This window comes from Paraherbaspirillum soli (assembly GCF_042654985.1).
Classification (GTDB): domain Bacteria; phylum Pseudomonadota; class Gammaproteobacteria; order Burkholderiales; family Burkholderiaceae_D; genus Paraherbaspirillum; species Paraherbaspirillum soli.
The window spans coordinates 269323-295383 of the sequence record NZ_JBHSMT010000008.1; the positions used below are offsets into that span (position 1 = coordinate 269323).

At 60.3% G+C, this 26061-nt stretch carries 28 protein-coding genes; 24 read left to right on the top strand and 4 right to left on the bottom strand.

What is annotated here, in order from left to right; genetic code table 11:
• Window positions 1-3 precede the first annotated feature (3 nt).
• Window positions 4-663 (top strand): YoaK family protein, encoded by a 660-nt coding sequence (locus ACFPM8_RS03905; protein WP_378995160.1) that lies wholly within the window; start codon window positions 4-6, stop codon window positions 661-663.
• Window positions 664-766: 103 nt separating this feature from the next.
• On the opposite strand, the gene glmS is transcribed toward ACFPM8_RS03905, so the two are convergent.
• Entirely contained in the window at window positions 767-2584 is a 1818-nt protein-coding gene (glmS, locus tag ACFPM8_RS03910) for a glutamine--fructose-6-phosphate transaminase (isomerizing) (RefSeq protein WP_378995162.1), read from the bottom strand.
• Window positions 2585-2748: 164 nt separating this feature from the next.
• On the opposite strand from glmS, the gene ACFPM8_RS03915 reads away from it, so the two are divergent.
• Window positions 2749-3213: an Lrp/AsnC family transcriptional regulator gene (locus ACFPM8_RS03915; protein WP_378995164.1), complete on the top strand. Its 465-nt coding sequence runs from the start codon at window positions 2749-2751 to the stop codon at window positions 3211-3213.
• Window positions 3214-3259: 46 nt separating this feature from the next.
• On the opposite strand, the gene glmU is transcribed toward ACFPM8_RS03915, so the two are convergent.
• Complete coding sequence (glmU, locus tag ACFPM8_RS03920; RefSeq protein ID WP_378995166.1) at window positions 3260-4624, bottom strand: bifunctional UDP-N-acetylglucosamine diphosphorylase/glucosamine-1-phosphate N-acetyltransferase GlmU; 1365 nt, start codon at window positions 4622-4624, stop codon at window positions 3260-3262.
• 127 nt (window positions 4625-4751) lie between these two features.
• On the opposite strand from glmU, the gene ACFPM8_RS03925 reads away from it, so the two are divergent.
• The 6 genes from ACFPM8_RS03925 (at window position 4752) to trmB (ending at window position 9442) form a co-directional block, all read left to right on the top strand.
• On the top strand, window positions 4752-5210 hold the full coding sequence (locus tag ACFPM8_RS03925; RefSeq protein WP_378995168.1) for a GNAT family N-acetyltransferase: 459 nt from the start codon (window positions 4752-4754) through the stop codon (window positions 5208-5210).
• A 70-nt stretch (window positions 5211-5280) separates the two neighbouring features.
• Window positions 5281-6006: a GNAT family N-acetyltransferase gene (locus ACFPM8_RS03930; RefSeq protein ID WP_378995170.1), complete on the top strand. Its 726-nt coding sequence runs from the start codon at window positions 5281-5283 to the stop codon at window positions 6004-6006.
• Between the two features lie 93 nt (window positions 6007-6099).
• A complete protein-coding gene (locus tag ACFPM8_RS03935; protein WP_378995172.1) occupies window positions 6100-6336 on the top strand; it encodes an accessory factor UbiK family protein in 237 nt (78 codons plus the stop codon).
• A 22-nt stretch (window positions 6337-6358) separates the two neighbouring features.
• Window positions 6359-7894: a YifB family Mg chelatase-like AAA ATPase gene (locus tag ACFPM8_RS03940; protein WP_378995729.1), complete on the top strand. Its 1536-nt coding sequence runs from the start codon at window positions 6359-6361 to the stop codon at window positions 7892-7894.
• A gap of 376 nt (window positions 7895-8270) precedes the next feature.
• Complete coding sequence (locus ACFPM8_RS03945; protein ID WP_378995174.1) at window positions 8271-8528, top strand: BTH_I0359 family protein; 258 nt, start codon at window positions 8271-8273, stop codon at window positions 8526-8528.
• A 224-nt stretch (window positions 8529-8752) separates the two neighbouring features.
• Window positions 8753-9442: a tRNA (guanine(46)-N(7))-methyltransferase TrmB gene (trmB, locus tag ACFPM8_RS03950; RefSeq protein ID WP_378995176.1), complete on the top strand. Its 690-nt coding sequence runs from the start codon at window positions 8753-8755 to the stop codon at window positions 9440-9442.
• Between the two features lie 52 nt (window positions 9443-9494).
• Here trmB and ACFPM8_RS03955 read toward each other — a convergent pair whose 3' ends face one another.
• Together ACFPM8_RS03955 and rsmI are read right to left on the bottom strand one after the other, a co-directional pair.
• Entirely contained in the window at window positions 9495-11408 is a 1914-nt protein-coding gene (locus ACFPM8_RS03955) for a potassium transporter Kup (protein ID WP_378995178.1), read from the bottom strand.
• A gap of 188 nt (window positions 11409-11596) precedes the next feature.
• Entirely contained in the window at window positions 11597-12499 is a 903-nt protein-coding gene (gene rsmI, locus ACFPM8_RS03960; RefSeq protein ID WP_378995180.1) for a 16S rRNA (cytidine(1402)-2'-O)-methyltransferase, read from the bottom strand.
• Window positions 12500-12511: 12 nt separating this feature from the next.
• Here rsmI and ACFPM8_RS03965 point away from each other — a divergent pair, with 12 nt between their 5' ends.
• The 16 genes from ACFPM8_RS03965 to ACFPM8_RS04040 all read left to right on the top strand — a co-directional run bounded on the left by ACFPM8_RS03965 (window position 12512) and on the right by ACFPM8_RS04040 (window position 26059).
• Window positions 12512-13666 (top strand): penicillin-binding protein activator, encoded by a 1155-nt coding sequence (locus ACFPM8_RS03965; protein WP_378995182.1) that lies wholly within the window; start codon window positions 12512-12514, stop codon window positions 13664-13666.
• Window positions 13656-14057, top strand: a complete 402-nt coding sequence (locus ACFPM8_RS03970; protein ID WP_378995184.1) for a YraN family protein — start codon at window positions 13656-13658, stop codon at window positions 14055-14057. The genes ACFPM8_RS03965 and ACFPM8_RS03970 overlap by 11 nt, the downstream gene beginning before the upstream one ends.
• A gap of 132 nt (window positions 14058-14189) precedes the next feature.
• Entirely contained in the window at window positions 14190-14786 is a 597-nt protein-coding gene (locus tag ACFPM8_RS03975; RefSeq protein WP_378995185.1) for a phosphoheptose isomerase, read from the top strand.
• The gene (locus ACFPM8_RS03980) at window positions 14779-15468 is read left to right on the top strand and encodes a BON domain-containing protein (protein WP_378995187.1); all 690 of its coding nucleotides are present in this window, start codon (window positions 14779-14781) and stop codon (window positions 15466-15468) included. Before ACFPM8_RS03975 ends, ACFPM8_RS03980 begins: the two co-directional genes overlap by 8 nt.
• Before the next feature lie 91 nt (window positions 15469-15559).
• On the top strand, window positions 15560-16147 hold the full coding sequence (locus ACFPM8_RS03985) for a LemA family protein (protein ID WP_378995188.1): 588 nt from the start codon (window positions 15560-15562) through the stop codon (window positions 16145-16147).
• A 123-nt stretch (window positions 16148-16270) separates the two neighbouring features.
• Window positions 16271-18265 carry a M48 family metallopeptidase gene (locus ACFPM8_RS03990; RefSeq protein WP_378995189.1) on the top strand — a complete coding sequence of 665 codons (1995 nt, stop codon included), beginning with the start codon at window positions 16271-16273 and terminating at the stop codon, window positions 18263-18265.
• An 88-nt stretch (window positions 18266-18353) separates the two neighbouring features.
• Complete coding sequence (locus ACFPM8_RS03995; protein ID WP_378995191.1) at window positions 18354-18881, top strand: TlpA disulfide reductase family protein; 528 nt, start codon at window positions 18354-18356, stop codon at window positions 18879-18881.
• Window positions 18882-18979: 98 nt separating this feature from the next.
• Window positions 18980-19633: a 5-oxoprolinase subunit PxpB gene (pxpB, locus tag ACFPM8_RS04000; protein ID WP_378995193.1), complete on the top strand. Its 654-nt coding sequence runs from the start codon at window positions 18980-18982 to the stop codon at window positions 19631-19633.
• Window positions 19630-20628, top strand: a complete 999-nt coding sequence (locus tag ACFPM8_RS04005; protein WP_378995195.1) for a 5-oxoprolinase subunit C family protein — start codon at window positions 19630-19632, stop codon at window positions 20626-20628. The genes pxpB and ACFPM8_RS04005 overlap by 4 nt, the downstream gene beginning before the upstream one ends.
• Before the next feature lie 25 nt (window positions 20629-20653).
• A complete protein-coding gene (gene pxpA, locus ACFPM8_RS04010) occupies window positions 20654-21490 on the top strand; it encodes a 5-oxoprolinase subunit PxpA (RefSeq protein ID WP_378995197.1) in 837 nt (278 codons plus the stop codon).
• Between the two features lie 189 nt (window positions 21491-21679).
• Window positions 21680-22408, top strand: a complete 729-nt coding sequence (locus ACFPM8_RS04015; protein WP_378995199.1) for a DUF969 domain-containing protein — start codon at window positions 21680-21682, stop codon at window positions 22406-22408.
• Window positions 22405-23361, top strand: a complete 957-nt coding sequence (locus ACFPM8_RS04020; protein WP_378995201.1) for a DUF979 domain-containing protein — start codon at window positions 22405-22407, stop codon at window positions 23359-23361. The genes ACFPM8_RS04015 and ACFPM8_RS04020 overlap by 4 nt, the downstream gene beginning before the upstream one ends.
• Before the next feature lie 13 nt (window positions 23362-23374).
• A complete protein-coding gene (pcp, locus tag ACFPM8_RS04025; protein ID WP_378995203.1) occupies window positions 23375-24028 on the top strand; it encodes a pyroglutamyl-peptidase I in 654 nt (217 codons plus the stop codon).
• A gap of 41 nt (window positions 24029-24069) precedes the next feature.
• Window positions 24070-24486 (top strand): F0F1 ATP synthase subunit epsilon, encoded by a 417-nt coding sequence (locus ACFPM8_RS04030; RefSeq protein WP_378995205.1) that lies wholly within the window; start codon window positions 24070-24072, stop codon window positions 24484-24486.
• A 289-nt stretch (window positions 24487-24775) separates the two neighbouring features.
• Window positions 24776-25222: a hypothetical protein gene (locus tag ACFPM8_RS04035; protein ID WP_378995208.1), complete on the top strand. Its 447-nt coding sequence runs from the start codon at window positions 24776-24778 to the stop codon at window positions 25220-25222.
• Between the two features lie 57 nt (window positions 25223-25279).
• Entirely contained in the window at window positions 25280-26059 is a 780-nt protein-coding gene (locus ACFPM8_RS04040; RefSeq protein ID WP_378995210.1) for a hypothetical protein, read from the top strand.
• The last annotated feature ends 2 nt before the right edge of the window (window positions 26060-26061 follow it).

A 26061-nucleotide genomic window follows, 5' to 3' on the forward strand; every position in this document is an offset into this window, starting at 1 on the left:
CGTATGAATCAAAACAAGTATCTCGGAATCGGGCTGGGCTACGTGGCAGGCTACGTGGATACCGTTGGGTTTATGTCGCTGTCCGGCCTGTTTACCGCCCACGTCACCGGCAATTTTGTGCTGATAGGCAGCGAACTGGCGCGGCCCAGCCACGGCGTGCTGATCAAATTCCTGGCTTTCCCGGCCTTTGTGGCGGCAGTAGCGCTGACGCGCTTGGGCGTTCACGCGCTGCAGAGCAGGAACCGGGAGCCGTTGCGTCCCGTGTTCGGCATGCAGATATGCTTCCTGTTGGCCTTTATGCTGCTGGGCTGGCAGGCAGAACCAATAAGCACGACCAACACCCTGGCCGCCCTATGCGCCGGCATGGCGGGGGCGGCGGCGATGGGCGTACAAAATGCGGCCAATCGCCTGATTCTGGCCGATACCACGCCCACTACCGTCATGACCGGCAACGTCACGCAACTCGTGATCGATTTAGTGGATTGGAGCAGAGGCGGTAGCGACGGCGCGCCAGGACAACGCATCCACAAATTTTTATGGCCTGTGCTGGCGTTTGGCATAGGTGCGACCAACGGCGCTTTTGCCTGTGTGTATTGGCAATTCTGGAGCCTGCTGGTCCCTATTTTGATATTGGCTGGCTTTGCTCTACCAGGAAAACGTTGATCGAGAAATCCCAGATGCAAGCCAGAGACGATTTGAGTTTTCATCGTCAGGCGCAGCTGGGACTCTTTTCCTGCCTATATAGTCCCCCTCACCAAACTTCGCCCTATTCCACCGTCACCGACTTCGCCAAATTGCGCGGCTTGTCGACATCGGTGCCGCGCGCCAGTGCCGTGTGATACGCCAGCAATTGCAATGGCACCACGTGCAGGATAGGCGACAGCAGGCCGTAGTTTTCCGGTAGCCGGATCACGTGCACGCCTTCGCTGGACTTGATGTGCGAGTCGGCGTCGGCGAATACGTATAGCTGACCGCCGCGGGCGCGGACTTCCTGCATGTTGGATTTCAGCTTTTCGATCAGCGCGTCGTTGGGCGCTACCGTGACCACCGGCATTTCTTCAGTGACCAGCGCCAGCGGGCCGTGCTTGAGCTCGCCGGCGGCATAGGCTTCGGCGTGGATGTAGGTGATTTCTTTCAGCTTCAGCGCGCCTTCCAGGGCGATCGGGTAGTGGATGCCGCGGCCCAGGAATAGCGCGTTTTCCTTGCGGGCGAAGGCTTCGGCCCAGGCCACGATGTGCGGCTCCAGCGCCAGTACGCTTTGCAACGCAACGGGCAGGTGGCGCATGGCTTTCAGGTGGGCGGCTTCTTGCTCTTCGCTGAGCAGGCCTTTGGTTTGCGCCAGCGCCAAGGTCAGCAGGAACAAGGCGGCGAGTTGGGTAGTGAAAGCTTTGGTCGAAGCGACCCCGACTTCGACCCCGGCGCGGGTGATGTAGGCCAGCGCGCACTCGCGCACCATGGCGCTGGTGGCGACGTTGCAGATGGTCAGCGTGTGTTGCATGCCCAGCTCGCGAGCATGCTTGAGCGCCGCCAGGGTGTCGGCGGTTTCGCCGCTTTGCGAGATGGTGACCACCAGCGTGTTCGGATTGGAGACGCTATCGCGGTAGCGGTATTCGCTGGCGATCTCGACGTTGACCGGGATTTTGGCAACCGATTCGATCCAGTATTTGGCGGTCAGGCCGGCGTAGTAGCTGGTGCCGCAAGCCAGGATCAATACCGAGTCGATTTGCTTGAAGACATTGAAGGCGTTGTCGCCGAACAGTTCCGGCATGATGCCGGTGACGCCGTTGAGGGTGTCGCCAATCGCACGCGGCTGTTCGAAAATTTCCTTTTGCATGAAGTGCTGGTAGGGGCCGAGTTCGATCGCGCCGGTGTAGGCATGCACGGTCTTGACCGGACGCTCGACCGACTTGCCGGCGGCGTCGACGATCCAGCAGCGCTGCAGTTGCAGGTCGACCACGTCGCCCTCTTCCAGGTAGATGATCTGGTCGGTGGTGCCGGCCAGCGCCATCGCGTCCGAGGCGACGAAGTTCTGACCCTGGCCAAGGCCGACGATCAATGGCGAACCCTGGCGCGCGGCGACCACGCGATGCGGCTCATTGACGCAAAACACGGCGATCGCATAGGCGCCGGTCAAGCGGCGCACCGCTTGCTGGACCGTCTCGAACAAGTCGCCGGTATACATATGGTCGACCAGGTGGGCGATCACTTCGGTATCGGTCTGGCTCTCGAAAACGTAACCGGCCGCTTGCAGCTCGCTCCGCAATTCGTCGTGGTTTTCGATGATGCCGTTGTGGACCAGCGCGATGCGCTCGCGCGAAAAGTGAGGGTGGGCATTGTGGGTGACCGGCGCGCCATGGGTGGCCCAGCGGGTGTGGGCAATGCCGGTGAAGCCGGCCAGGCCGGCTTGTTCGACTTGCGCTTCCAGGGTTGCCACGCGCGAGGTGCTGCGCGAACGCTGCAATTTGCCGTCGACATGCAAGGCCACGCCGCAGGAGTCATAACCCCGATATTCGAGCCGCTTGAGCCCTTCCAACAGGATAGGGGTGACGTTGATTTGCGCTACTGCGCCGACGATTCCGCACATGGGGGCCTCTACTTTGTAAGTTGTGATGGCCGTATCTTAGGGGAGTACGCAAGAAATAAGACTTCTAAAACATCAATATTTTGAACGATTATTTCATGCAATTCTTCATGTGAAATATAATTTCATTTATATTAATTTAAAGACGATAAATTACAAGGCATACCATGGAGATTGATCTGGACGAGCTGGATCGCCGTATTTTGAACGCGTTGCAAGCGGATGCGTCGCAAACCAATCATCAGCTGGCGCAACAGGTGCATGCGTCGGCGCCGACCTGCCTGCGGAGAGTCAAGCGCTTGACGGATGCGGGCGTGATTACGCGTCAGGTGGCGCTGGTGGCGCCGGAGCTGGTCGGGCCCCGGCTGATGGCGATTGTTGAAGTGACGCTCGACCATCAGGGGGCGGAACGGCAGGTGGAGTTCGAGACGCTGGTGGCCGGCGAGCCGGCGGTGCTGCAATGTTATCGAGTATCGCCGGGACCGGATTTTGTGCTGGTGGTGCAGGTGGCGGACATGGCGGCTTATCATGCGCTGGCCCACCAACTGTTTGCCGCGCAAAAGAATGTGCGGAACGTGCGCAGTTATTTTTCGATTCACCGCAGCAAGTTTGAAACCAGGATTGCGGTGTGACGCATGAACCGTCAGCAAGCGCATCCGCGCTTGCTACGGCCCGACTTTAGGGTGCCTTTTTTATTTTGACGGGCCGCTGCCAACCGTCGATGGTGACTTGCCGGGCACGCGATACGGTCAGCTTGCCGTCCGGCGCATCCTTGGTCAGCGTGGTGCCGGCGCCGAGGGTCGCGCCTTTGCCGACCCGGACCGGCGCCACCAGCTGGCTGTCGCTGCCGATGAAAGCGTCGTCTTCGATGATGGTGCGGAATTTGTTGACGCCGTCGTAGTTGCAGGTGATGGTGCCGGCGCCGATATTGACTCTTGAACCGATCGTGGCGTCGCCGACGTAGGCCAGATGATTGGCTTTGCTGCCGGCTGCGATCTGGCTGTTTTTAACTTCGACGAAATTGCCGATATGGACCTCCTCGCCCAGTTCGGTGCCCGGCCGCAGGCGCGCATAGGGGCCGATCTGCGACGCTGCACCGACAGTCGCATCTTCGATATGGCAAAACGGCTTGATGTTGGCGGCGCGCCCGATACGGGCATTTTTGATGACGCAATTGGCGCCGATAACGACGCCCTCTTCGAGCGTCACATTGCCCTCAAACACGCAACCGACATCGATGCTGACGTCGCGTCCGCAAGTCAGCGTACCGCGCACATCGAGCCGCGCCGGGTCGAGCAGCGTGACGCCTTGCTCCAGCAGGCGATCGGCAATGCTGCGTTGGTGGATGCGCTCCAGTTCCGCAAGCTGCACCTTGCTGTTGACACCCAGCGTTTCCCATACCGCAGCGGGCTGCGCCGATACCACCGGCATGCCGTCGGCGACCGCGCTGGCCACGATATCGGTCAAATAATATTCGCCCTGAGCATTGTTGTTGGATAAGCTCGCCAGCCATTTTTTGAGTTGCACGGTCGGCGCTACCAGGATGCCGGTGTTGCATTCGCGTATCGCGCGTTCCTCGGCGGTGGCGTCCTTTTGCTCGACGATGCGGACGATATTGCCGTTCTCGCGCACGATGCGGCCGTAACCGGTCGGGTCGTCCAGCGCTACCGTCAAGATCGCCAGCTTGTCGCTCCCGGCAGCATCCAGCAACCGTTGCAATGTGGTGCCGGCGGTCAATGGCACATCGCCGTACAACACCAGCGTCGGCACCGCATCATCCAGTTGCGCGGCGGCCTGCGCGACCGCATGGCCGGTGCCCAGTTGCGGCTCTTGCTTGGCAAACGTCAGGTCCGAAGCGGTAAATGCGCGCGGCACGGCATCGCCGCCGTGGCCGTAGATGATGCACAAGCTGGTCGGGGACAGCGCGCGCGCCGTATCGACCACATGGGCCAGCAGCGGCTTGCCCGCCAGCGGATGCAATACTTTCGGCAGCGCGGACTGCATGCGCTTTCCCATACCGGCGGCGAGAATGACAATGTTCATAAGGTGCTCAAGAAAAGTGGTGCAAAATTTTATCACGCCGGTTTCGGCCTGGAATCGGCCGCCATCACTGCGCGCCGCAACGGCACAGTAAAATCTCCGGTCCACCACTTCGCATGGAGAATTTATCTTGACCTCGGATGCAAGCACGCACATCAAGCCGCTCACTGCGCAAGACCATCCGCTCTGGCTGCCGCTATGGCGAAAGTACCAAATCTTTTACCAGGCCGAGATCCCGGACGCCACCAGCCAGGTGACCTGGCAGCGCCTGCTCGATCCCGGCGAGCCGATGTTTGGCGCGCTGGCGATGGTTGACGGCCAGGCGGTAGGCATGACGCACTGGATCTTCCAGCGCTCATGCTGGAGCGTGGCCGATACCTGTTATCTGCAAGATTTGTTCGTCGATCAGCAGCAGCGCGGCAGCGGCATCGGCCGCCGCTTGATCGAGCACGTCTGCGCGGAGGCAAAAGCCGCACAATGCACTCGCGTGCACTGGCTGACCCATGAAACCAATGCCACCGCGATGCAGCTGTATGACCGCATCGCGCAGCGTTCCGGCTTTGTCCAATACCGCAAACAGCTAGACTGAGCTCTGCGCGCAACCGGCCCGTACTGCGGCTGCGCATTTTTAATCCGATTCATCATTTATCGAAACACTCATGCCACAACCATCTTTTCCGTTGGAAAATGCCCGCCCACTGCCGGATTGGCAACCGGCACGCCTGCCGCAACGCACTGTTTTGCAGGGAGCCAACGTAAGGCTGCTGCCCATCGATCCGCAGCGCGACGCCGAAGCCTTATATCTGGCCGCATGCGGCCCCGGCGCCGATGCCCATCAATGGGATTATTTGTCGTCAGGCCCGTTCCAGGGGCGGGAAGACTTTACGGCGTGGCTAACAAGCTGCGCGGCTTCCAGCGATCCGCATTTCTTCACCATCGTCGATCAACAGACCGGCCTGGCAGCAGGCACGATCGCCTATCTGGCCATCACGCCGGAACACGGCTCTATCGAAATCGGCCACGTCTGGTTCAGCGCCAGTCTGCAGCGGACCCGGGCCGCCACTGAAACGATTTATCTGCTGGCGCGGCATGCGTTCGAAGACTTGGGCTATCGGCGCCTGGAGTGGAAGACCAACACCCTCAATCTGCGCTCGCAGCAAGCGGCGCGCCGTTTCGGGTTTACGGCAGAAGGCGTGTTTCGGCAACATCGCGTCTTTAGAGGACAGAATCGAGACACCGCCTGGTTTTCCATGCTGGATGGCGAGTGGCCGGCAGAACGCGCCGTGTTTGAAAGCTGGCTGCGGCCGGATAACTTCGACGCCGCCGGACATCAGCTCAAATCGCTGACGGAGATTCGCGCCGACCGGTTGACAGCCGCCGCATAAGGCAAGTCTTAAATACCGTGGCCAGGCACAGGTTTTCAATGCCCGCCTGGTTGGTATGAGTTATCATTTTTATTTAGCCCGTAGAGGACGATCATGAACAAACCCAATTTTTTCGACGACATTCAAGCCAAGATCAATCAAGCCATCGAACATTCGCCGGCCAAGGATATCGAGAAGAACGTCAAGGCAATGCTAAGTCAGGGTTTCTCCAAACTCGACCTGGTCACGCGCGAAGAGTTCGATGTGCAAACCCAGGTGCTGGCGGCGACCCGGGCCAAACTGGAAGCGCTGGAGGCAAGAGTCGCCGAGCTTGAGGCCAAGCGCCAGTGACAGGCCAACCGCGCCGCTGCCAGTGACGCTGGCGGTATTGAAAAGTCGGGCGCTGGCAGGCATGCAAGCTCCCGAAGTCACCGTTGAAGTCCATCTGGCGAATGGCTTGCCGTCTTTCACCATCGTCGGCCTGCCGGAAACAGAGGTCAAGGAATCGAAAGACCGGGTCCGGGCGGCGCTGCAGAACGCCTGTTTCGAATTCCCCTCACGCCGCATCACCGTCAACCTGGCACCCGCGGATTTGCCTAAAGAGTCCGGCCGCTTCGACCTTCCGATCGCACTCGGCATCCTGGCCGCCTCCGGCCAAATGCCGGCGGCCGAACTGGATCAGTATGAATTTGCCGGCGAGCTGTCGTTGTCGGGCGAGTTGCGACCGATACGCGGCGCGCTGGCGATGACGTTTGCGATGACGTCGGCGGACCGCCGCGACGCCGCCCCCAACCGCAGGCAGCGCGCATTCATCCTGCCGCGCGCCAATGCCGATGAAGCCGCGCTGGTCGCCGATGCCAGCATTTTCCCTGCCGATTCATTGCTGCACGTATGCGCCCACTTCTCTTCCAAACAAACTGAAGCAAGGCTGACGCGTCACGTCGCACGGCCGCAGGCGCGAGCGCCGCGCTACCTCGACTTCAGCGATGTCAAAGGACAGTTGCAAGCCAAGCGGGCTCTTGAGGTAGCCGCCGCCGGCGGTCACAGCGCGCTGCTGGTGGGGCCTCCCGGCACCGGGAAATCGATGCTGGCGGCACGCTTCCCGGGGATTTTGCCGCCGATGACCGACCAGGAAGCGCTGGAGTCGGCGGCGGTGCAATCGCTGACCAGCGGTTTTTCCAGCAATAACTGGAAAGTGAGGCCTTACCGTTCACCGCATCACACGGCATCCGGCGTGGCGCTGGTTGGCGGCGGCGGCACCCCGCGCCCCGGAGAAATTTCGCTGGCGCATCGCGGCGTGTTGTTTCTTGATGAACTGCCCGAATTCGATCGCCGCGTGCTGGAGGTGTTGCGCGAGCCGCTGGAATCGGGCCGCATCACGATTTCACGGGCGGCGCGGCAAGCCGATTTCCCGGCGCAATTCCAACTGATCGCGGCAATGAACCCGTGTCCGTGCGGCTATTTGGGACACGCGGCCAACCAGTGCCGTTGCACGCCGGACAATATCGCCCGCTATCAAAACAAGATTTCCGGTCCCTTGCTGGATCGCATCGATATGCAGATCCAGGTCGGCGCATTGCCCCACGAGCAATTGCTGCAACAAGCCGATGGCGAGCCGTCGGCCGCGATTGCCGCCCGGGTCGAGCGTGCGCATGCAGCGCAACTGACGCGCCAGGGCAAGGGAAACTATGGCTTGTCCACCACCGAAATTGACAATTATTGCCAGCCGGATAGCGCCGGCGAACAATTATTGCGCAGCGCGATGACGCATCTCAACTGGTCGGCACGCGGCTATCATCGCGCACTCAAAGTCGCGCGCACGATTGCCGATCTGGCAGGCGCGGCCACCATTGCCGGGCCGCATGTGGCAGAGGCGATTCAATATCGACGAGCGTTGCGGGATAGATAATTCAGGGCACCTCGAAAAACCTACTGCGCGGCCCAATCTCGGGGCTGCAGGGGTGACAAGGATCGTCGCCGTACCTCCGTACGACTGCGCTTCTCGCCCCGACCTTGAGCCGCTCGCTTCGGTTTTCGAGGTGCCCTTCAGTTGCAATATGTGGCAGCAAATCAGATAAGTCCTATTTATTGCGTGACAAAGACATATCGCGGCGTAGTATGTAAAGAGGATAGGCACTTGATATCCTTTCACCGAAAAATGTTTCCCATCCAAAACACCTCAACTGGAAAAGGAGTTTCAAACAATATTTTCTGCTGCTGGCTTGAAAACTGCTTACTCGATCATTACCTTCTGTCTTAATTAGTTGGCTTACCGGGAGCGCATAATGAACCTGATCTACAACAGTGACCAATACAGCGTCGTTGAATTTGGTGCGGATGAACAGCGCGAAGCTTTGCGTTTCGGCGGTTACGAAATCGTCGATAAATCGTTCAAGCGCGAAATTTTCATTGGTGGTGCCTTAGCAGAATTTTTCCGTAAAGGAGTTGAGGATCTGATCGCCACCGAACCAAGCATTGAAGATATCGATGCCTTTCTGGGTAACTACGACGCGATGATGAGTCAGCCGGTCACGCTACAGTAAGCCTGCCGACATCGCCCCCAACCTCGATTCCCGCTGATGCGGGAATCGTTTTTTGTAGGGCACCTCGAAAAACCGTAGCGAGCGGCCCAAGGTCGGGGCGAGAAGCGCAGTCGTACGGAGGTACGATGAGCATCACAGGCCCGAGATTGGGCCGCGCAGTAGGTTTTTCGAGGTGCCCTGGTGTACCCTCCCCCATCCTTTCCCTTTAGTAAGTCTTCAGCTGCATGCGCGCAAATTCCAGCCCTATTTTCAGTGCCCAGACCGGCGTGCACGACCAACTGACGGCGACCGTCGCCAAACATGCGGCGCATCAATTCCAGAAACCGGTCAGCGCCTACAACCAGAGCGCGTTCGACAGCAGCATCGCCGCCTGGCGCGCGGCAGGCGAATTGCCATTGATTCTCGATGCCGGTTGCGGAGTCGGCTTGTCGACCATGCATCTGGCCGCACAGTTTCCGGATCATTTCGTGATCGGCGTCGATCAGTCCGCCGATCGGGTCGGCCGCAATACCTTGTGGCCGGGGCCTGGGCCGCTGCCGCAAAACTTCATCCGGATTCGCGCCGACCTGGTGGACTACTGGCGGCTGCTATTGGCCGCACGGATTTTTCCGGTTCGCCACTATCTGCTGTACCCGAATCCGTGGCCGAAGATCGGCCAGCTCAGCCGGCGCTGGCACGGGCATCCGGTATTTCCTACTATCGTGGCGCTGGGAGGAGTGTTGGAGTGCCGCAGCAACTGGCAGATTTACGTGCAGGAATGCGCTGCCGCGCTGACGCAGTTAAGCGCGCAGGAAGTCGCTTGCACGGCATATCTGCCGGCCACGCCTATCACGCCGTTCGAGGACAAATATCTGGCGTCGGGACATACGCTGTGGCGTTGCCAGGTGAAGCTGGACGGGATCGCAGAAAAATAAGCGAAAAAAAAACCAGGAACAGCAGCGGTTCCTGGTTTCTTCATCGAAACGCTCAGATTTCGATTTTGGTTCCCAACTCGACCACCCGATTGACCGGGATATGGAAGAAGTCGGATGGCTTGGCGGCGTTCTGATACATCCAGGCAAACAGCTTTTCGCGCCACAGGTGCATGCCGGGAATCTTGCTCGGCACCACGGTGTCGCGCGCCAGGAAGAACGACGTATCCATCAGGTCGAATTCAAGTCCATGCTGTGCGGTCGCCAGCGCCATCACGGTGTTGACGTCCGGCGCTTCCTTGAAGCCGAAGGCGGCGCGCAGGATATACACGTCGCTGCCCAGTTTTTTCAGCGACAAACGCTTGCTGTCTTCGACGAACGGAACATCCCAGATGCTGATTTTCAAGAAGAACACACGCTTGTGCAAAATGCGGTTGTGCTTCAGGTTGTGCAGCATCGCCACCGGCACGGTCTCCACATTGCCGGTCATGAACACCGCGGTGCCTTCCACCCGATGCGGCGGATGCGCCAGCAAGCCTTCGACAAACGGCTCCAGCGGAATGCCTTCATCCTTGGTGCGCTCACGCAACAACATGCGTCCGGCATACCAGGTCATCAGCAGGAAAAATGCGATCGCGCCGAGCAGCAACGGGAACCAGCCGCCGTCGACGATTTTCAGCAGGTTGGCGGAAAAGAAAGCGAAATCGACGATGAAGAATCCGCCGATGACCAGCGCCACCAACAGCGGATGCCACTTCCATATCCTGCGCATCACCACCCCTGCCAGCACTGTCGTAATCAGCATCGTGGTGGTCACTGCCACGCCGTACGCGGCGGCCAGGTTATCGGATTTCTTGAATGCCAGCACCACTGCAACCACCAGCACCAGCAACATCCAGTTGATGATGGGGATGTAGATCTGGCCGCGCTCGTCCTCGGAGGTATGCAAAATCCGCATGCGCGGCACGAAGCCCAGCAAAATCGCTTCGCTGGTCATCGAGAACGCGCCCGAGATCACCGCCTGCGAGGCGATCACCGTGGCGGCGGTCGCCAGCACCACCATCGGCACCAGCAGTACGTCCGGCACCATCAGGTAGAACGGATTCTGGATCGCCGAAGGATTGACCAACAGATTCGCGCCTTGGCCGAAGTAGTTCAGCATCAGGCTAGGCATCACCGTGTACAGCCAGGCAAATCGGATCGGCCGGATGCCGAAGTGCCCCATGTCGGCGTACAACGCCTCGGCGCCGGTCAGCACCAGCACCACCGAACCCAGCACCACGAAGGCTTGCAGCGCGTGCTGCTGCATGAAAGCAATCGCGTGATACGGGTTGACCGCCGCCAGGATCTGCGGCGCTTTCATCATATTGACCACGCCCAGCAAGGCCAGCGCAAGAAACCAGACAAACATCACCGGGCCGAACAGCTTGCCGACCAAGGTGGTGCCGTGACGCTGGATCAGGAACAGCACCGTCAGAATCACCACCGTGATCGGCACCACGTAATGCGATAAGGCCGGCGTGGCGATATCTATCCCCTCCACTGCCGACAACACCGAGATTGCCGGCGTGATCACCGCATCGCCATAAAACATGCAGGCGCCGAACACGCCCAGCATCATCAAAATCTTGGCGTTGCGGGAGCCGCTGGTGGCGGTCCGCAGCGCCAATGCCATCAACGACAGCACGCCGCCTTCGCCGTTGTTATCGGCACGCATCACGAACAAAATGTATTTGAGAGAGACCACGATCGTGATCGCCCAGAACAGCATGGAAATGATGCCCAGTACCGCATCCGGCGAAAACGGGATGCCGTGTTCCGTACTAAAACACTCTTTCAGCGCGTACAGCGGGCTGGTGCCGATATCGCCGAACACGATGCCCAGTGCGGCCAGCGTAATGATGTGTAACTTGGCTGAGCCGAATCCGGCGACATTCCTAGTTTGCGTAGAACTCATGATTTCTTTCATCTCGGTGGTAAGCCCAAGCCGGACATCCAGCAAGGCATGTCTCGCTTAATGCCATTGAATTTCTTCTTTAATAACTTACAGACACATCGCGCAAGGTGCCGGATTTTACTCTCGAACCCGGCCCACCAACCAATTTGCGACAACATTGTCGTTGCGGAAAAACATCGCCATCCTACCGGGAATTGGATTTAGGCATTCTTCAGGGCCAAGGCCCGCTCATACAGGGCATTTTTCTTTTGCCCGGTGATTTGCGCAGCCAGTGCCGCCGCTTGCTTGATCGACAACTCGGCCAACAGGATTTGCAACACGCGCTCGCCTTCCGCGCTGTCATCCAGCGCCACCGGCGCGGCTTCGATCAACAGCACGAATTCTCCCTTCTGACGATTGCCATCGGCCGCCAGCCATGCCGGCGCATCGGCCAACGCGCAACGATGCACGCTTTCGAACAGCTTGGTCAGCTCGCGCGCCAGCACGATTTGCCGGCTCGGGCCGAACGCCTGCAGCAGCGCATCGACCGTTTCGACAATCCGATGCGGCGCCTCGTACAGCACCAGCGTCGCCCCGATGCCGGCCAGGCTCGCCAGTTCGATCTCGCGCTGGCGTGCCTTGCTCGGCAAAAACCCGACAAAATAAAACCGGTCGTTGAGCAGGCCGCTGACCGACAACGCGGTAATCGCAGCCGACGGTCCCGGCAGCGGCAGCGCCCGCAAGCCGGCCTGCAACACCGCATCGACAATCCGCGCTCCCGGATCGGACACCGCCGGGGTGCCGGCATCGGACACCAGTGCGATGCGCTCGCCGGCCTGCAAGCGGGCCACGATCTTTTGCGCCACTTCCCTTTCGTTATGTTCATGCGCGGCCAGCAGCGGTTTGGACAAGCCGTAGCGCGTCAGCAGGTGGGCGGTATTGCGGGTGTCTTCGCAGGCCACCGCATCGACCAGCGACAACACATGCAATGCGCGCAGGCTGATGTCGCAGAGATTTCCGATCGGTGTGGCCAGCACATATAATGTGCCCGCCGGATAAGCTTGCTGCGCGACCTCATCCAGAATCGGTGAGGCAATCAGGGCGCTGGCGGATTGATGAGTCATTGGGAGCTATGAATGTTATATAAATGGGCCAAGCTGTTATCGCTGGCTGTATTGTTGAACGGATTGTGCCCGCCTGCGCAGGCAAACACAACCATCGCCGCGGCGGCCGCCGGCGATGTCGCCAACCCCACTATTCCAATCGCCAGCATCGCCTTGCTGCTGCCGTCGCGCTCCGGCCCGCTGGGCGCGGCTGCCGAGGCGCTGCGAGCCGGCTTTGTCGCGGCTTACGAGCGCGACAAGAGCGGCCTGGCGCTGACCGTCATCGAAGCGGCCGATACGCCGGCCGACATGCTGTCGACCTATCTTGCCGCCAGCGAAAATCACGATATCCTGGTCGGCCCCTTGTCCCGCACCGGCATCACCGCCATCGTCCGCAGCGGCAAGATCGTCAAACCGACGCTGGCACTGACCCAGCCGGATTTTGCCGGCGATAAAGAAACCGCACTACCGCCGCAATTGCTGCCGATAGGCTTGTCGCTAGAAGCCGAAGCACGGCAAGTGGCGAACTGGGTCAGCGCCGACTTCGCCCCTGGCAAGGCTTTTGTACTGAGCACCAGCACCGCATGGCAAAGGCGCGCCGCCAGCGCTTTTGTGCAACAGGCGCTAAGCCACGGACTGCACTCGGCGCAAATGACGTTAAGAACCGACGGCGCGATGCTGAATGCAGCCGGCCTGGCGCAATTGCAACAGCGTATCCAAAGCGAAAAGCCGCAATTGCTGTTCGCCGCCCTCAACGCCGACCAGGCCCGGCAAGTGCGCAGCGCGATTGATGCGGAAATCCCGATCTACGGCATTTCGCAGCTCAATCCGCTGCTGCCGAACGACAATAACCAGGAACATCGCCTGCCCGAGCTGGATGGCGTGCGGCTGCTGGATATTCCGTGGCTGGTGCAGCCCGACCACCCGGCCGTCATGATCTATCCGCGCACCATAAGCGACCCCGATCAGCAGCGCAATGCCGATCTTGAGCGCTTGTATGCGCTCGGCATCGACGCCTTCCGCATTGCGCGCGAAGTGGCGGCCCGCAACACCGCGTTCCAGGTCGATGGCGTCACCGGCAAGCTCGATGTTCATTTCGGCATTGGCGTCGACAACCCCGGTTTTGAGCGGGTCGAACCCGCTGCGGTTTACCGCGACGGCGTGGTTGTGCCGCTGGATGAGCGTTAAAAAATTCCTCGCCGCGTTGCTGGGCCCCAAGCCGGGCAACGCCCGCCACCTCAGCGGCCAACTGGCCGAAGACAGCGCACTCGCGTATTTGCAGCAACGCGGCCTGAAACTGCTCGAAAGAAATTTTCTGTGCAAGGGCGGTGAAATCGATCTGATCATGGTCGAACCGGAAGCCACCCCGACCACGCTGGTTTTTATCGAAGTCAGACAACGTTCCAACCCGCACTACGGTGGCGCCGCCGCCAGCGTGACGCGCAAGAAGCAGATGCGGCTGATCATCGCCGCCCAGGTTTTCTTGCAACGATACCGGCAGCCGCCGGCCTGCCGCTTTGACGTGGTCGCGATCGACGGCGAGGCAATCGAGTGGATCAAGAACGCGTTCGAGGCGTGAGGTCGAACATGTCTAATCTGAAGTCGGATAACAACGCCCGCTATAATCCAGTCACAGCGTCAAGCCGCGGTGATCTGCTATTGCCGCCACGAACCAACCATTTCACTCTATTCACATTCATCTATCGACATCATGATTAATCAACGCATCCTGGCGCACTTCCATGAAAGTGCCGAACTCAAAGCCCGCGCCGCCGCCGATCTGGCCGAACCGATTGCCGCCGCGGTGGAACTTATGTTCTCCGCACTGTCCAACGGCAACAAGATTCTTGCCTGCGGCAACGGCGGCTCGGCTGCCGACTGTCAGCATTTTGCAGCGGAACTGGTCGGACGTTTCGAACGGGAACGCCTGCCGCTGCCGGCCTTGGCGCTGACCACCGATACCTCGATCATCACTGCGGTCGGCAACGATTACAGTTACAACGAAATTTTTTCCAAACAAGTGCAGGCGTTTGGACAGGCCGGCGACGTCTTGCTGGCGTTTTCGACTTCGGGCAATTCGGCCAACGTGCTGGCGGCGATCGATGTGGCGCTGGAACGCGATATGCGCGTTGTCGCGCTGACCGGCAAAGGCGGCGGCGCCATGGGCAAGAAACTGACCGAAGCGGATGTCCATATCTGTGTGCCGCACGATCGTACCGCGCGCATCCAGGAAGTCCATCTGCTCACGATTCACTGCTTATGCGACGGCATCGATGTCGCTTTATTTGGAGGAGATGCAAATGATTGACGGGAAAAACCGGCGCCAAGTCGGCTGGAATACCTTGCGCCGGCCGTTGGCCGCAGTGGCATTGTGCGGCACCGTGGCAATCGCCTTGCAGGGCTGCGTCGGCTTGATGGTCGGCGGCGCGGTGGTCGGCGGACTGGCAGCGACCGACCGCCGTACCTTGGGCGCACAGACCGATGACAAGACCATTGCCATCAAGGCCGAAGCCAGAGTCCCGGCGGTGGCCGGCGAAGGCGCCCACGTCAATATCGCCAGCTTCAACCGCCGTGTATTGCTGACCGGCGAAGTGCGCGACGACGCGGCCAAGGCGGCGGTCGAACGAGAAGTGCAAAACATCGAAGGAGTCCATTCGATCACCAACGAACTGGCGATCGGTGCGCCATCGGCCTTCTCGGCCCGTTCCAACGACACCTTCATCACCAGCAAGGTCAAGGCTTCATTGCTGGATGCCAAGGACGTCTCCGGCAACGCCGTCAAAGTCATCACCGAACGCGGCAACGTCTACCTGATGGGTCGCGTGACCGACCGTGAAGGCAAGCGCGCAGCGGAAATCGCCGCCGGCGTCAACGGCGTTCAAAAGGTGGTCAAGGTGTTTGAATACCTGACGGAAGACGAACTGACGCAACTGTCTTCGGCGCCAAGAGAGCTGCCGCCTAAGACTAGCGCCAGTCCAGAGGACAGATAGAACACACTTGCTTTTCCTTTTTTTCTCATATACCGTTGCCGCGGGACAATCTGTCCAGCGGCATTTTTTTTAACGTAAGTTAAGGTAAGCAATGAAAGTACTCATTTTTCTGGCAATCGTCGTTGCCATCGTGTTCTGGGTCATTGGCCAATACAACCAATTGGTCAGCCTGCGCAACCGTTTCAAAAACGCCTTCGCGCAAATCGACGTCCAGCTGAAACGCCGCTACGACCTGATTCCGAATCTGGTTGAAGTCGCCAAGGGCTACATCAAACACGAACGCGAGACGCTCGAAGCAGTGATCGCGGCGCGCAATCAAGCGGTCTCCGCCAACGCCAAAGTCGGCGGCGATACGACCGACACGGCAGCGGTGCAGCAGATGGCGGCCAGCGAAGGCGCGCTCAACTCAAACCTGGGCAAACTGTTTGCGCTGTCCGAAGCGTATCCGGACCTGAAGGCGAATCAAAACATGATGCAGCTGACCGAAGAGCTGACCGCAACCGAAAACAAAATCAGTTTTTCGCGTCAGGGCTACAACGACAGCGTGATGGAATACAACACCTCGATCGAACAATTCCCAGGCTCCATCCTCGCCGGCATGTTTTCCTTCAAGCCGGCCGAATTGCTGCAAGCGACTGAAGCACCGGAAGAACGCAAGGCGGTCAAGGTCACTTTTTAAAATCCGCAACAACCATCCCTATCTATATCCGATGGCGGCTTAACAAGTCGCCATATCTACTGCGGCAGCGCGTAATTTCACCTCTATTAATTTTGTGCTGCCAACCCTGACCGAGCCGCTCGCATGACTTTTTTTGAACAACAGGACCGGGCGCGACAGCACACCAAGAAATTGGTATTCCTGTTCGCACTGGCGGTGATTGCCATCGTCGCCGCCGTCAATCTGGTGGTAGCGCTGGCGTGGACCGTCAATTCCGGTACGCATCACGGCGTTGCGCACCATTACCCCAAAGGTTTTTTCGCCATCAATACCCTCATCACCTTGATGGTGATCGGCGGCGGAACGCTGTACCAGATGTTCCAGTTGCGCGAGGGCGGCGATGCCGTGGCCGAGATGGCGGGCGGTCGCCTGGTGGAGCGCGACAGCACCGATTTGCTGGAGCGGCGGCTGCTGAATGTGGTCGACGAAATGGCGCTAGCATCCGGCGTCGCCTGCCCCAAGGTCTATCTGCTGGATGACGAGGACGCAATCAACGCCTTCGCCGCCGGCTACCGCCCCGATCAAGCCGTGGTGGCAGTCACCCGCGGCACGCTGACGCGGCTCACGCGCGATGAACTGCAGGGCGTGGTCGGCCATGAATTCAGCCATATCCTGAACGGCGACATGCGCCTGAATATCCAGCTGATCGGGGTCTTGTTCGGGATCCAGATGATTGCCAGCTGCGGTCAATACTTGATGGATTCTGATACCCGGACTTCCCGTCGCGACCGCGACAGCAAGGGAAACTCCGACTCTCTGCTGTGGTTCGCGGTGGGCGTGGGCTTGTTCGCAATCGGTTATATCGGCATCTTTTTCGGCCGCCTGATCAAAGCGGCGGTATCGCGCCAACGCGAATTCCTGGCCGACGCCAGCTCGCACCAGTTCACCCGCAATCCGGACGGCATCGGCGGCGCGCTGCGCAAAATCGGCGGCCTCAGCCGCGGTAAAAAACTCGGTTCGCAAATCAATCATCCGAACGCGGAACAACTGTCGCATCTGTTCCTCGGCACTGCCCGCCCCAGTTTCCTGAGCGGCTGGTTTGCCACCCACCCGCCGCTGGAAGAACGATTGAAGCGGATCTACGGCAGAAACATGCCGCCGCTCGACGCCCCCGAACTGGAGCAGCCAGCTGCCGAGCCCGGCGAACGTCAGGCGGATCTGCCGTTTACTGCAGCCGGCTTTGCCGGTGCCGGCGGCGCGGCCGCATTTTCCGCACCTACCCCCGTCGCCGCTGTCGGAGCAGGCACGCCGTCGCTGGAATTCGGCAACAGTCATGGGACCGCGGCCAAACTGCCGTCGCAACTCGATGGCGCGGCGCGTGATCCGGTTGCCGCCTGTGCGGTGGTGTATGCATTGCTGCTAGCCGATGGCGCCAAGCGCGATCCGCAACTGGCGCTGCTCAACGCAGAGGTGCCGCAGCAGAGCGCCCTGACCGTCTTGCTGGCCGAGTCGATTGCCCAATTGCCGCGCAGCGCCCGGCTGCCGCTGGTGGATCTGGCAACGCCGGCGTTGCGCCAGCTGACTCCAGCCGGTCGTGAGCAGCTGCTGGCCAGGGTCGAGCGCCTGATTGCTGCCGGCGGCCGCATCACGCTGGCCGAATTTGTGCTGCAAACCATACTGCTGCATCGACTCGCGCCGCAGGGCGGACGCCCGACCCCGATCACGTTCGATCAATTGTCGGACCTCAGTGATGACGTCGCGGTGCTGCTATCGCTGGTAGTGCATGTGGCGGTGCCCGCTGCCACTCCGAATGCCTACGAGGCGCGCGCCGCGGCGTTCCAACGCGGCACCGCAGCCTGCCCGGGGCTCGGCCTGTCCGCCACCCACTTCCGTAGCGGCGCTGAACTCGGCTTCCCGCGCTTGCGGCAAGCGCTGGAAAATGCCAATCAATTGGCGCCGTTAGCCAAACCGCAACTGGTCAAAGCCCTGCTGGCGGTGACCGATGGCGCCTGCAATACATCGGCACTGAGCATTGCCAGCGCCGATCTGCTGCGAGCGCTGTGCGCCGGGCTGGAGGCACCGCTACCGCCGCTGGTAGCCGCCGCTTATAGCGACTACCCGTGGCAATTCGACAACTGATCGCCGGGCATTTAACGATACCGGCAAAGTCACCTGCAGGTGACTATAATGAACACTTTCTGGCTTGGTCCATATCGGAATTCCTGTCATGCAATCTCAAATCGAAAGCAAGTCCGGCAAGCGCCACTGGGTCAAGGTATCCATCGCATTAGTGCTGGCCGCGCTGGCCTTTGGCGCTTATACCTCGGCCTCGAAACAGACCGCCGCGCCCGACGTTTCCTTCACCAACCTCAAGGGTGAACAGGTCTCGCTAAAGAGCCTGCATGGCAAGGTGGTGATGGTCAATTTCTGGGCCACCAGCTGCACCACCTGCGTTGCCGAGATGCCGAAAATGGTCGAAACCTACAATAAATACAAAGGTCAGGGCCTCGATTACGTGGCAATAGCGATGAGCTACGATCCGCCGAATTACGTGATGAATTTTGTGCAAACCCGCAGCCTGCCGTTCCAGGTCGCACTCGACACCCACAGCGCGCTGGCCAATGCATTCGGCGACGTCAAGCTGACACCGACCACCTTTGTCATCGACAAACAAGGCAATATCATCAAACGTTATGTTGGCGAACCGCAGTTCGCCGAATTGCACGCCTTGCTCGACAAAGCGCTGGCGGCATAATCGGAAAGGCGCTTCATGCGCCTTTTTTATTATCGGTCGCCGCTTCCGCATCGGACCATTTTCCAAGGCGCCCCAGGCGCAGAAAGAACTTAGTCTCCATGATCAAGCCCGTCATCCAGGCTCTTGGTGAGAGCGCCCTGATATTGCATGCCGGATCGCGCGCGACGCTGGAATGCCAGCAGCGCCTGTGGTCGATTGCGGCCAAGGCATCGCGCTGGCCGCATATCCGCGACATCGTGCCCGGCATGAATAATTTGACCATCCTGTTCGACCCGCTGGCGGCCGACTCCGAGGCGCTGGCCGACAAGCTCCAGGCCGCATGGGATAGCGCCGAGAACACGCAAAAAGCCGGCCGCAAAATCGAGATCCCGGTGATCTACGGCGGCGACGGTGGCCCCGATCTGGCAGAAGTGGCGCAGCACGCCGGGCTATCGCCGGCGGACGTGGTGAAACGCCATACCGCGCCGGAATATATTGTTTACTTCCTCGGCTTTCAGCCCGGCTTTGCGTATCTGGGCGGGCTCGATCCGCAACTGGCCACCCCGCGCCGCAGCGAACCCAGGTTGTCGGTGCCGGCCGGTTCGGTCGGCATCGGCGGCAGTCAAACCGCGATCTATCCAGCCGCCTCTCCCGGCGGCTGGCAGCTGATCGGCCACAGCGCACTGCGCCTGTTCGACCCCGCAGCCAATCCGCCCACCCTGCTGCAACCGGGCGATCGGGTGCGCTTCATCGCCGCCGAGGTGATCCAATGATCGACATCATCCGCGCCGGCCGCATGAACACGGTCCAGGATCTGGGACGGCACGGCTTTCGGCATTTGGGGATCTGCCAGGCCGGCGTGCTTGACCACACCGCACTCAGCATCGCCAATCGGCTGGTCGGCAACCCGCTCGATGCCGCCGTGATCGAATTCACGCTCGGTCCTTGCATGCTGCTTTTTTCGGAGCCGACCCGGATTGCATTGGGCGGCGCCGATTTCGGCGCGACATTGGACGAGCGCCCGCTGACGCCGTGGTGGAGCGTGCCGGTGCGCGCCGGTCAGCTATTGAAGCTGCGCGCCGCAGGCAACGGCATGCGCAGCTATTTGGCGGTCGCCGGCGGCATCGACACGCCGCTCCAGTTGGGATCGCGGGCGACCGATCTGCAGGCCGGCTTCGGCGGCTACGCCGGGCGCGCACTGCTGGAAGGCGATCGGCTTGCGGTCGGCGCATTGCCGGATCCGGCCGCTGTGGTGCATAGCGCCCCATCCTTCGGGGTGCGGGCGCCGGACTGGTATGACGCCGGCGACGCCGAACCGATGTCGATCCGCGTCATTCCCGGCCCCGAATACGATTTGTTCACGGCGGCTGCGCAACGCGCGTTCTGGCGTCACAGCTGGACCTTGACCCCGCAGAGCAACCGCATGGGCTTCCGGCTGGCGGGTCCCGAACTCAACCTTAAGAAGAATCAAGACCTGCTGTCGCACGGCGTGCTGCCGGGCGTGATCCAGGTGCCGCCGGCCGGGCAGCCGATCGTGCTGATGGCGGATGCCCAAACCACCGGCGGCTACCCGAAAATCGGCGTGGTCATCAATGCCGATCTGGCCAAACTGGCGCAATTGCGCTTCAACCGCACGCTGCAGTTTGTCGAATGCGACATTGTGCAAGCGCGCGAGGCGTTGAACCTGGAAGCCCTGTACCTGGAACAAATCGAGATGGCGATGCAATGGCTGCATCCGGCGAAAAATCCTGGCCCTGCAGTAAGATAACGAACCGGCCCTACAGGAGTGAACGATGCCAAAAAACATTTCACGGAAAAAAGATGCGCCAGCCAATTCGCAACTAAGCATCGACCTCAACGCCGACCTCGGCGAAGGCAGCAACGGCAATGATGAAGCCTTGCTGGCGCTGGTCAGTTCGGCCAATATCGCCTGCGGCTGGCACGCCGGCAGCGCGCTGACGATGCAGCATTGCGTGAGCTGGGCACTGGAGCGCGGGGTGGCGATCGGAGCCCATCCTAGCTTTCCCGACCGCGACAATTTCGGCCGCGGCGAAATGCAGTTGCCGCCGCAGGAAATCTACAGCGGCGTGCTGTATCAAATCGGCGCCCTGGCCGCCATCGCGGTCGCCCACGGCGCCCGCCTGGCCCACGTCAAACCGCACGGCGCGTTGTACAACATGGCTGCGCGCGATGCCAAATTGGCCGATGTGATTGCCGCCGCCGTCCGCGACTTCGACCCGACGCTGGCGCTGTTCGGCCTGGCCGGCAGCGAACTGATCGCGGCCGCCAACCGCGCCGGCTTGACCGCGGTGGAAGAAGTATTTGCCGATCGCGGCTACAACCCGGACGGCAGCCTGGTCCAGCGCGGCACGCCCGGCGCCTTGATCGAAGATGAAGAACAGATGCTGGCGCAAACCATGCACATGATCCGCGACAGCAAAGTTCAGGCGATCGACGGCAGCTGGGTGCCGCTCACCGCGCACACGGTCTGCCTGCACGGCGACGGCGCGCACGCACTGGCGTTCGCCCAGCGGATTCGCGCGCATCTTGAGCAAGAAGGCATTGCGGTCGCCGCCAGCCATGTGAACGCGGCGGACAAAGATCGCTTTTCGCTGTTTCCGCTGTTGTAGCGATCGCGTATCGACACCTGGTCCGTAGGTCGGAAAAGCGCAGCGCCTTCCGACATTTTGCGCGCCGCCGGAAAACGCCAAGGGCTTGACCGGCTGATGTGATTCACGCCGTCGGAAGGCGCTGCGCTTTTCCGACCTACTTCTTTGTTTTTTTAACCATATAAAAATAAGAATTACACAGGAGACTCCATGGATGCATCCGTCAACCTATGGCCGTTAATCGGCATCGTCGTCATCATCGCCGGCTTTGTGTTGCGCTTCAATCCTATGCTGGTGGTGGCCGCCGCCGCTATCGCCACCGGCTTCGCGGCGCAATTCCCGGTCGAAAAAATCCTGGTCGAAATCGGCACCGGCTTCCTCAAGACCCGCAACCTGGCCCTGATTATCCTGCTGCCGCTGGCGGTGATCGGGCTGCTGGAACGGCACGGTTTGCGCGAACATGCGCAGGCCTGGATCGCGCGCATTCGATCGGCCACAGCCGGCCGCCTGCTGCTGGTCTACCTGGCGGCGCGGGAGTTGACCGCGGCCTGCGGACTCACCAGCCTGGGCGGCCATCCGCAAATGGTGCGGCCGCTGCTGGCGCCGATGGCCGAGGGCGCGGCCGAAACCCGCTACGGCCAATTGACCGATGCGGTGCGCTACAAGCTGCGGGCATTTGCGGCGGCGACCGACAATGTCGGCCTGTTCTTCGGCGAAGATATTTTTGTCGCGTTCGGCGCCATCGTCCTGATGTCCACCTTCCTGCATGAAGCCGGGATCGATGTCGAGCCCTTGCACATTGCGTTGTGGGGCATCCCGACCGCGGTTTGCGCATTCGCGATTCACGGCTGGCGCCTGTCGCGCCTGGATGCGCAACTGGATCGCGAACTGCGCTACCAAGCCGCGGCTGCGGTGGACGCCGGGGAGGAGACCGCATGATCCTCTCGATCAACTATCTGTATTACCTGGTCGGCCTGATACTGGCGATCACGGCTGTGATGATTTTGCGTGATCGCGACCATCCGCGGCGTTGGACTAGCGGCGGCTTCTGGGCGCTGTATGCGGCGGTATTTCTGATAGGAGAGCAATTGCCGCCCGCCCTGCTCGGCGTCGGCGTGATTGTAATGGCCGTGATCGCCGGTTGCGGCGGCGTGGTCGGCGCCAAACACCAGGAGCTGTCCGTCGAACAACGCCAGGCGACGGCCCGCCGGCTCGGCAACAAGTTGTTCGTGCCGGCGCTGACCATCCCGCTGGTGACGGTGCTCTGCGCCGTTCTGCTGAAAGATGTCCGGATCGGCGGCGCACTGCTGCTGGATCCCAAAAACGCCACCCTGGTCAGCCTCAGCTTCGGCTGCATCATCGCGCTGGGACTGGCCTGCTGGCTCACGCGCGACAGCCCCGGCCAGGCTATGCGCGAATCGCGCCGGCTGACCGATGCGCTCGGCTGGGCGCTGGTCCTGCCGCAAATGTTGGCGATGCTGGGGCTGGTGTTTTCCGACGCCGGTGTCGGCAAAGCGGTCGCGAGCATCACCGCCAGCAACATCAATATGGACTATCGGCTGGTGGCGGTGATGGTGTATGTGTTCGGCATGGCGATTTTCACGATGGTGATGGGCAATGGCTTTGCCGCTTTCCCGGTGATGACCGGCGGCGTCGGGGTTCCGGTCCTGGTCGGCGTGTATCACGCCAATCCCGCCGTGATGGCGTCGATCGGCATGTTCTCCGGGTATTGCGGCACATTGATGACGCCGATGGCTGCCAACTTCAATATCGTGCCTGCCGCATTGCTGAACTTGCCGGACAAGAACGCGATCATCAAGGCGCAGATTCCGACCGCGCTGGCATTGCTGCTGGCGAATGTCTTGCTGCTTTATTTCCTGATGCATTTTTAAAAGATAACGAGCGATGTCACACAATATTTTGCTCACCGGTTTCGAACCGTTCGAACAGGAGCCCGTCAACCCGTCGTGGGATGCCGTGCAGGCGCTGGACGGCTGGCAATGCGGCGCCGGCAGCCGCGTGGTGTCTCGTCAGCTCCCCTGCGTATTCGGCGCGGCGCTGCAGATGCTGGAGCAGGCGATCATTGAAGTCAAGCCGGCGCTGGTGATTTGCGTTGGCCAGGCCGGCGGCCGCAGCCAGATCTCCCTGGAGCGCGTCGCGATCAACCTCAACGATGCCCGCATCGCCGACAACGAGGGCCGCCAGCCGATTGATACACCGGTGATAACGGATGGACCCGCCGCCTATTTCTCGACTCTGCCGATCAAAGCCATCGTGCGCGCCATGCGCGATGCCGGCGTGCCTGCCGAGGTCTCGCACAGCGCCGGCACTTTCGTCTGCAATCATGTGTTCTACGGCCTGATGCACCTGCTTGCCACGCAAATGCCGGCAACCCGCGGCGGCTTCATCCACATCCCCTACCTGCCGTCGCAGGCGGCACGCCATCCGGGGCAACCCAGCCTGGCGCTGGAAACCGTGATCGCCGGTTTGCGGGTGGCGCTGGAAACGGCCTTGAATTCGCAGCAGGATATTCTGGAAAGCGGCGGCCAGCTGCACTGAGTGCGGCAGCCGAACCGCGCAGTTTTGTTATAGGAAGCCGTATGTCGGAAACCCAAGTTGTCGTCGTTAGTCCGGAAGGCGAGCTGTACGCTGGCAAAGCCGGATTCGTATCCTTGCCGGGCATCGCCGGCGAGTTGGGCATCCTGCCCGGCCATACTCCGCTGCTGACGCGCCTGAAGCCGGGGGCGGTGCATATCAGGCGCACCTCGGGCGAAGACGATTTCATTTATGTCGCCGGCGGCTATGCCGAAATCCAGCCATTCACGGTGACGATACTGGCCGACACGGCGATTCGCGGCAAAGATCTCGACGAAGCAAAGGCCATGCTGGCCAGGCAGCAAGCCGAAGAGCGACTGCAAAATATGAAAACGAATATCGACTACGCGGCAGCGCAAGCCGAACTGGCCGAAGCCGCTGCGCAACTGGCAACGCTGGCAAAACTGCGCCGCGGCAAATAGTTGCGATCTTTACTGTCCAAACGGATCGGACAGCATCACCCAGTAAAAAACACCTTGGTTTGCGCCAGGGTGTTTTTTCTTCGTGCACATGCCACGACTTCGCCAGTCCAGCCTGTCGATTGTTACAGGTTGTCGCATGGAAACGGCGACTTACAATCAGGATTCGGTCTCTGAGAGCGTTGAACGGTAGTAAGCACAATGCCATGGCGCGCATGGTGCTTAGTGTTCGACGCTGCTGCCCGAAGCGCCATTGGTATTCCAGAGTGATTTTATTAACAGGAGAATGATGATGAATTCAAAGTTATCTGCTGGTGATGGTGGTTCCGAGGGCAAGCAAGAGTCGACCGAACTTTCCGCTGCGGCGCTCGAAGCGAAACGCAAGACCGTTGAAGAATTAAAGGCCTTCGAAGCCAGCAAGGCCAAGGCGAACTCTTCGCTGGCGGCTAAATTGGACAGCTTCAAAGCTTCACTCGCCAATAACGAACATAGCGCTAGCGTGTTGGGCTTGTTGCTGGTGCTGTGTGCCGCTTCGACTCCCAAGCCGGCAGAGGCGCAAGACGCGGCCTTCCAGCCGATTCAAAACGATGGCACGGAAGCGGTGTCGGTTTTCCTCAAACCGATGCAGCGCGCCGAGCCCGTCCAGGACGAGATCGTGTTCCTCAAGCCAATGCAACGCGCCGCGGTCAGCCAGGACGACGTCGTGTTTCTGAAGCCGATGCAGCGCGCCGTCAAATAAAACGAGGCGCTCAGCTGCCTCGCAACTATCCTTTTTTAAGAGATATAAGGCCCCGCTATGAGTACATCCATAGATACAACGGATTCCGAGGATGCTGTATCGCATCCCGCAATGACGCTCGGGGCCGGTTCCGGGCGGATGCTGGATTTCATTCAGCAGCTGTCGCTCAATGAACGGGATGCAATGAAGGCCATGCTGGGCGATCAGGTTTCCAGCTTCTTTGACAGTAATAACCGTCTGCGGCGCGACCAGGAATCGAGCGTGGAGCAATTTGATTTGCTGGCAGAAACGTTGAGGAATTTGACGCCGCACTCCGACACTATTCCCGCCAATGGGATTGCGTACCGCGGATCTCCGGCGTGGGTGACGGCAGATTTGTTGCTCAAGCTCCAGGAGGAAGCCCATAGCCGCCGCGATCAGCCGCTGGACCGCATGGATCATTTTCTTGGCTGCGGCGGACAAGTCGCCGATGCGCTGTCGGTGTCGCCGGAACTTGTAGAGTTCGTGGCCGAGCATGTGGGGCCGGTGTCGCCCACCGGCATTGCCAGCTATCTTTACTACGATCAAGCCGGACTGGGCATTCGTCCTCATGTCGACACCGAGGTTTTTTCGGTGAACCTGATACTGATGTTGCGCCATGAATACGAGGCCGGCAGCGAGCCATCGGCGACGGTTGTATTTCCAGCCCGCAGCGAACCCGAAGCGTATCGGCTGCAGATTGGCGAAGTCATGATCATGCACGGCAGCAGTGTCATTCACGGCCGTTCATTGGTGCAGCAAGGCGAAGACATTCACCTGCTCACCATCGGCTTCAACCGGATTTTCCCTGGGAATTAGGC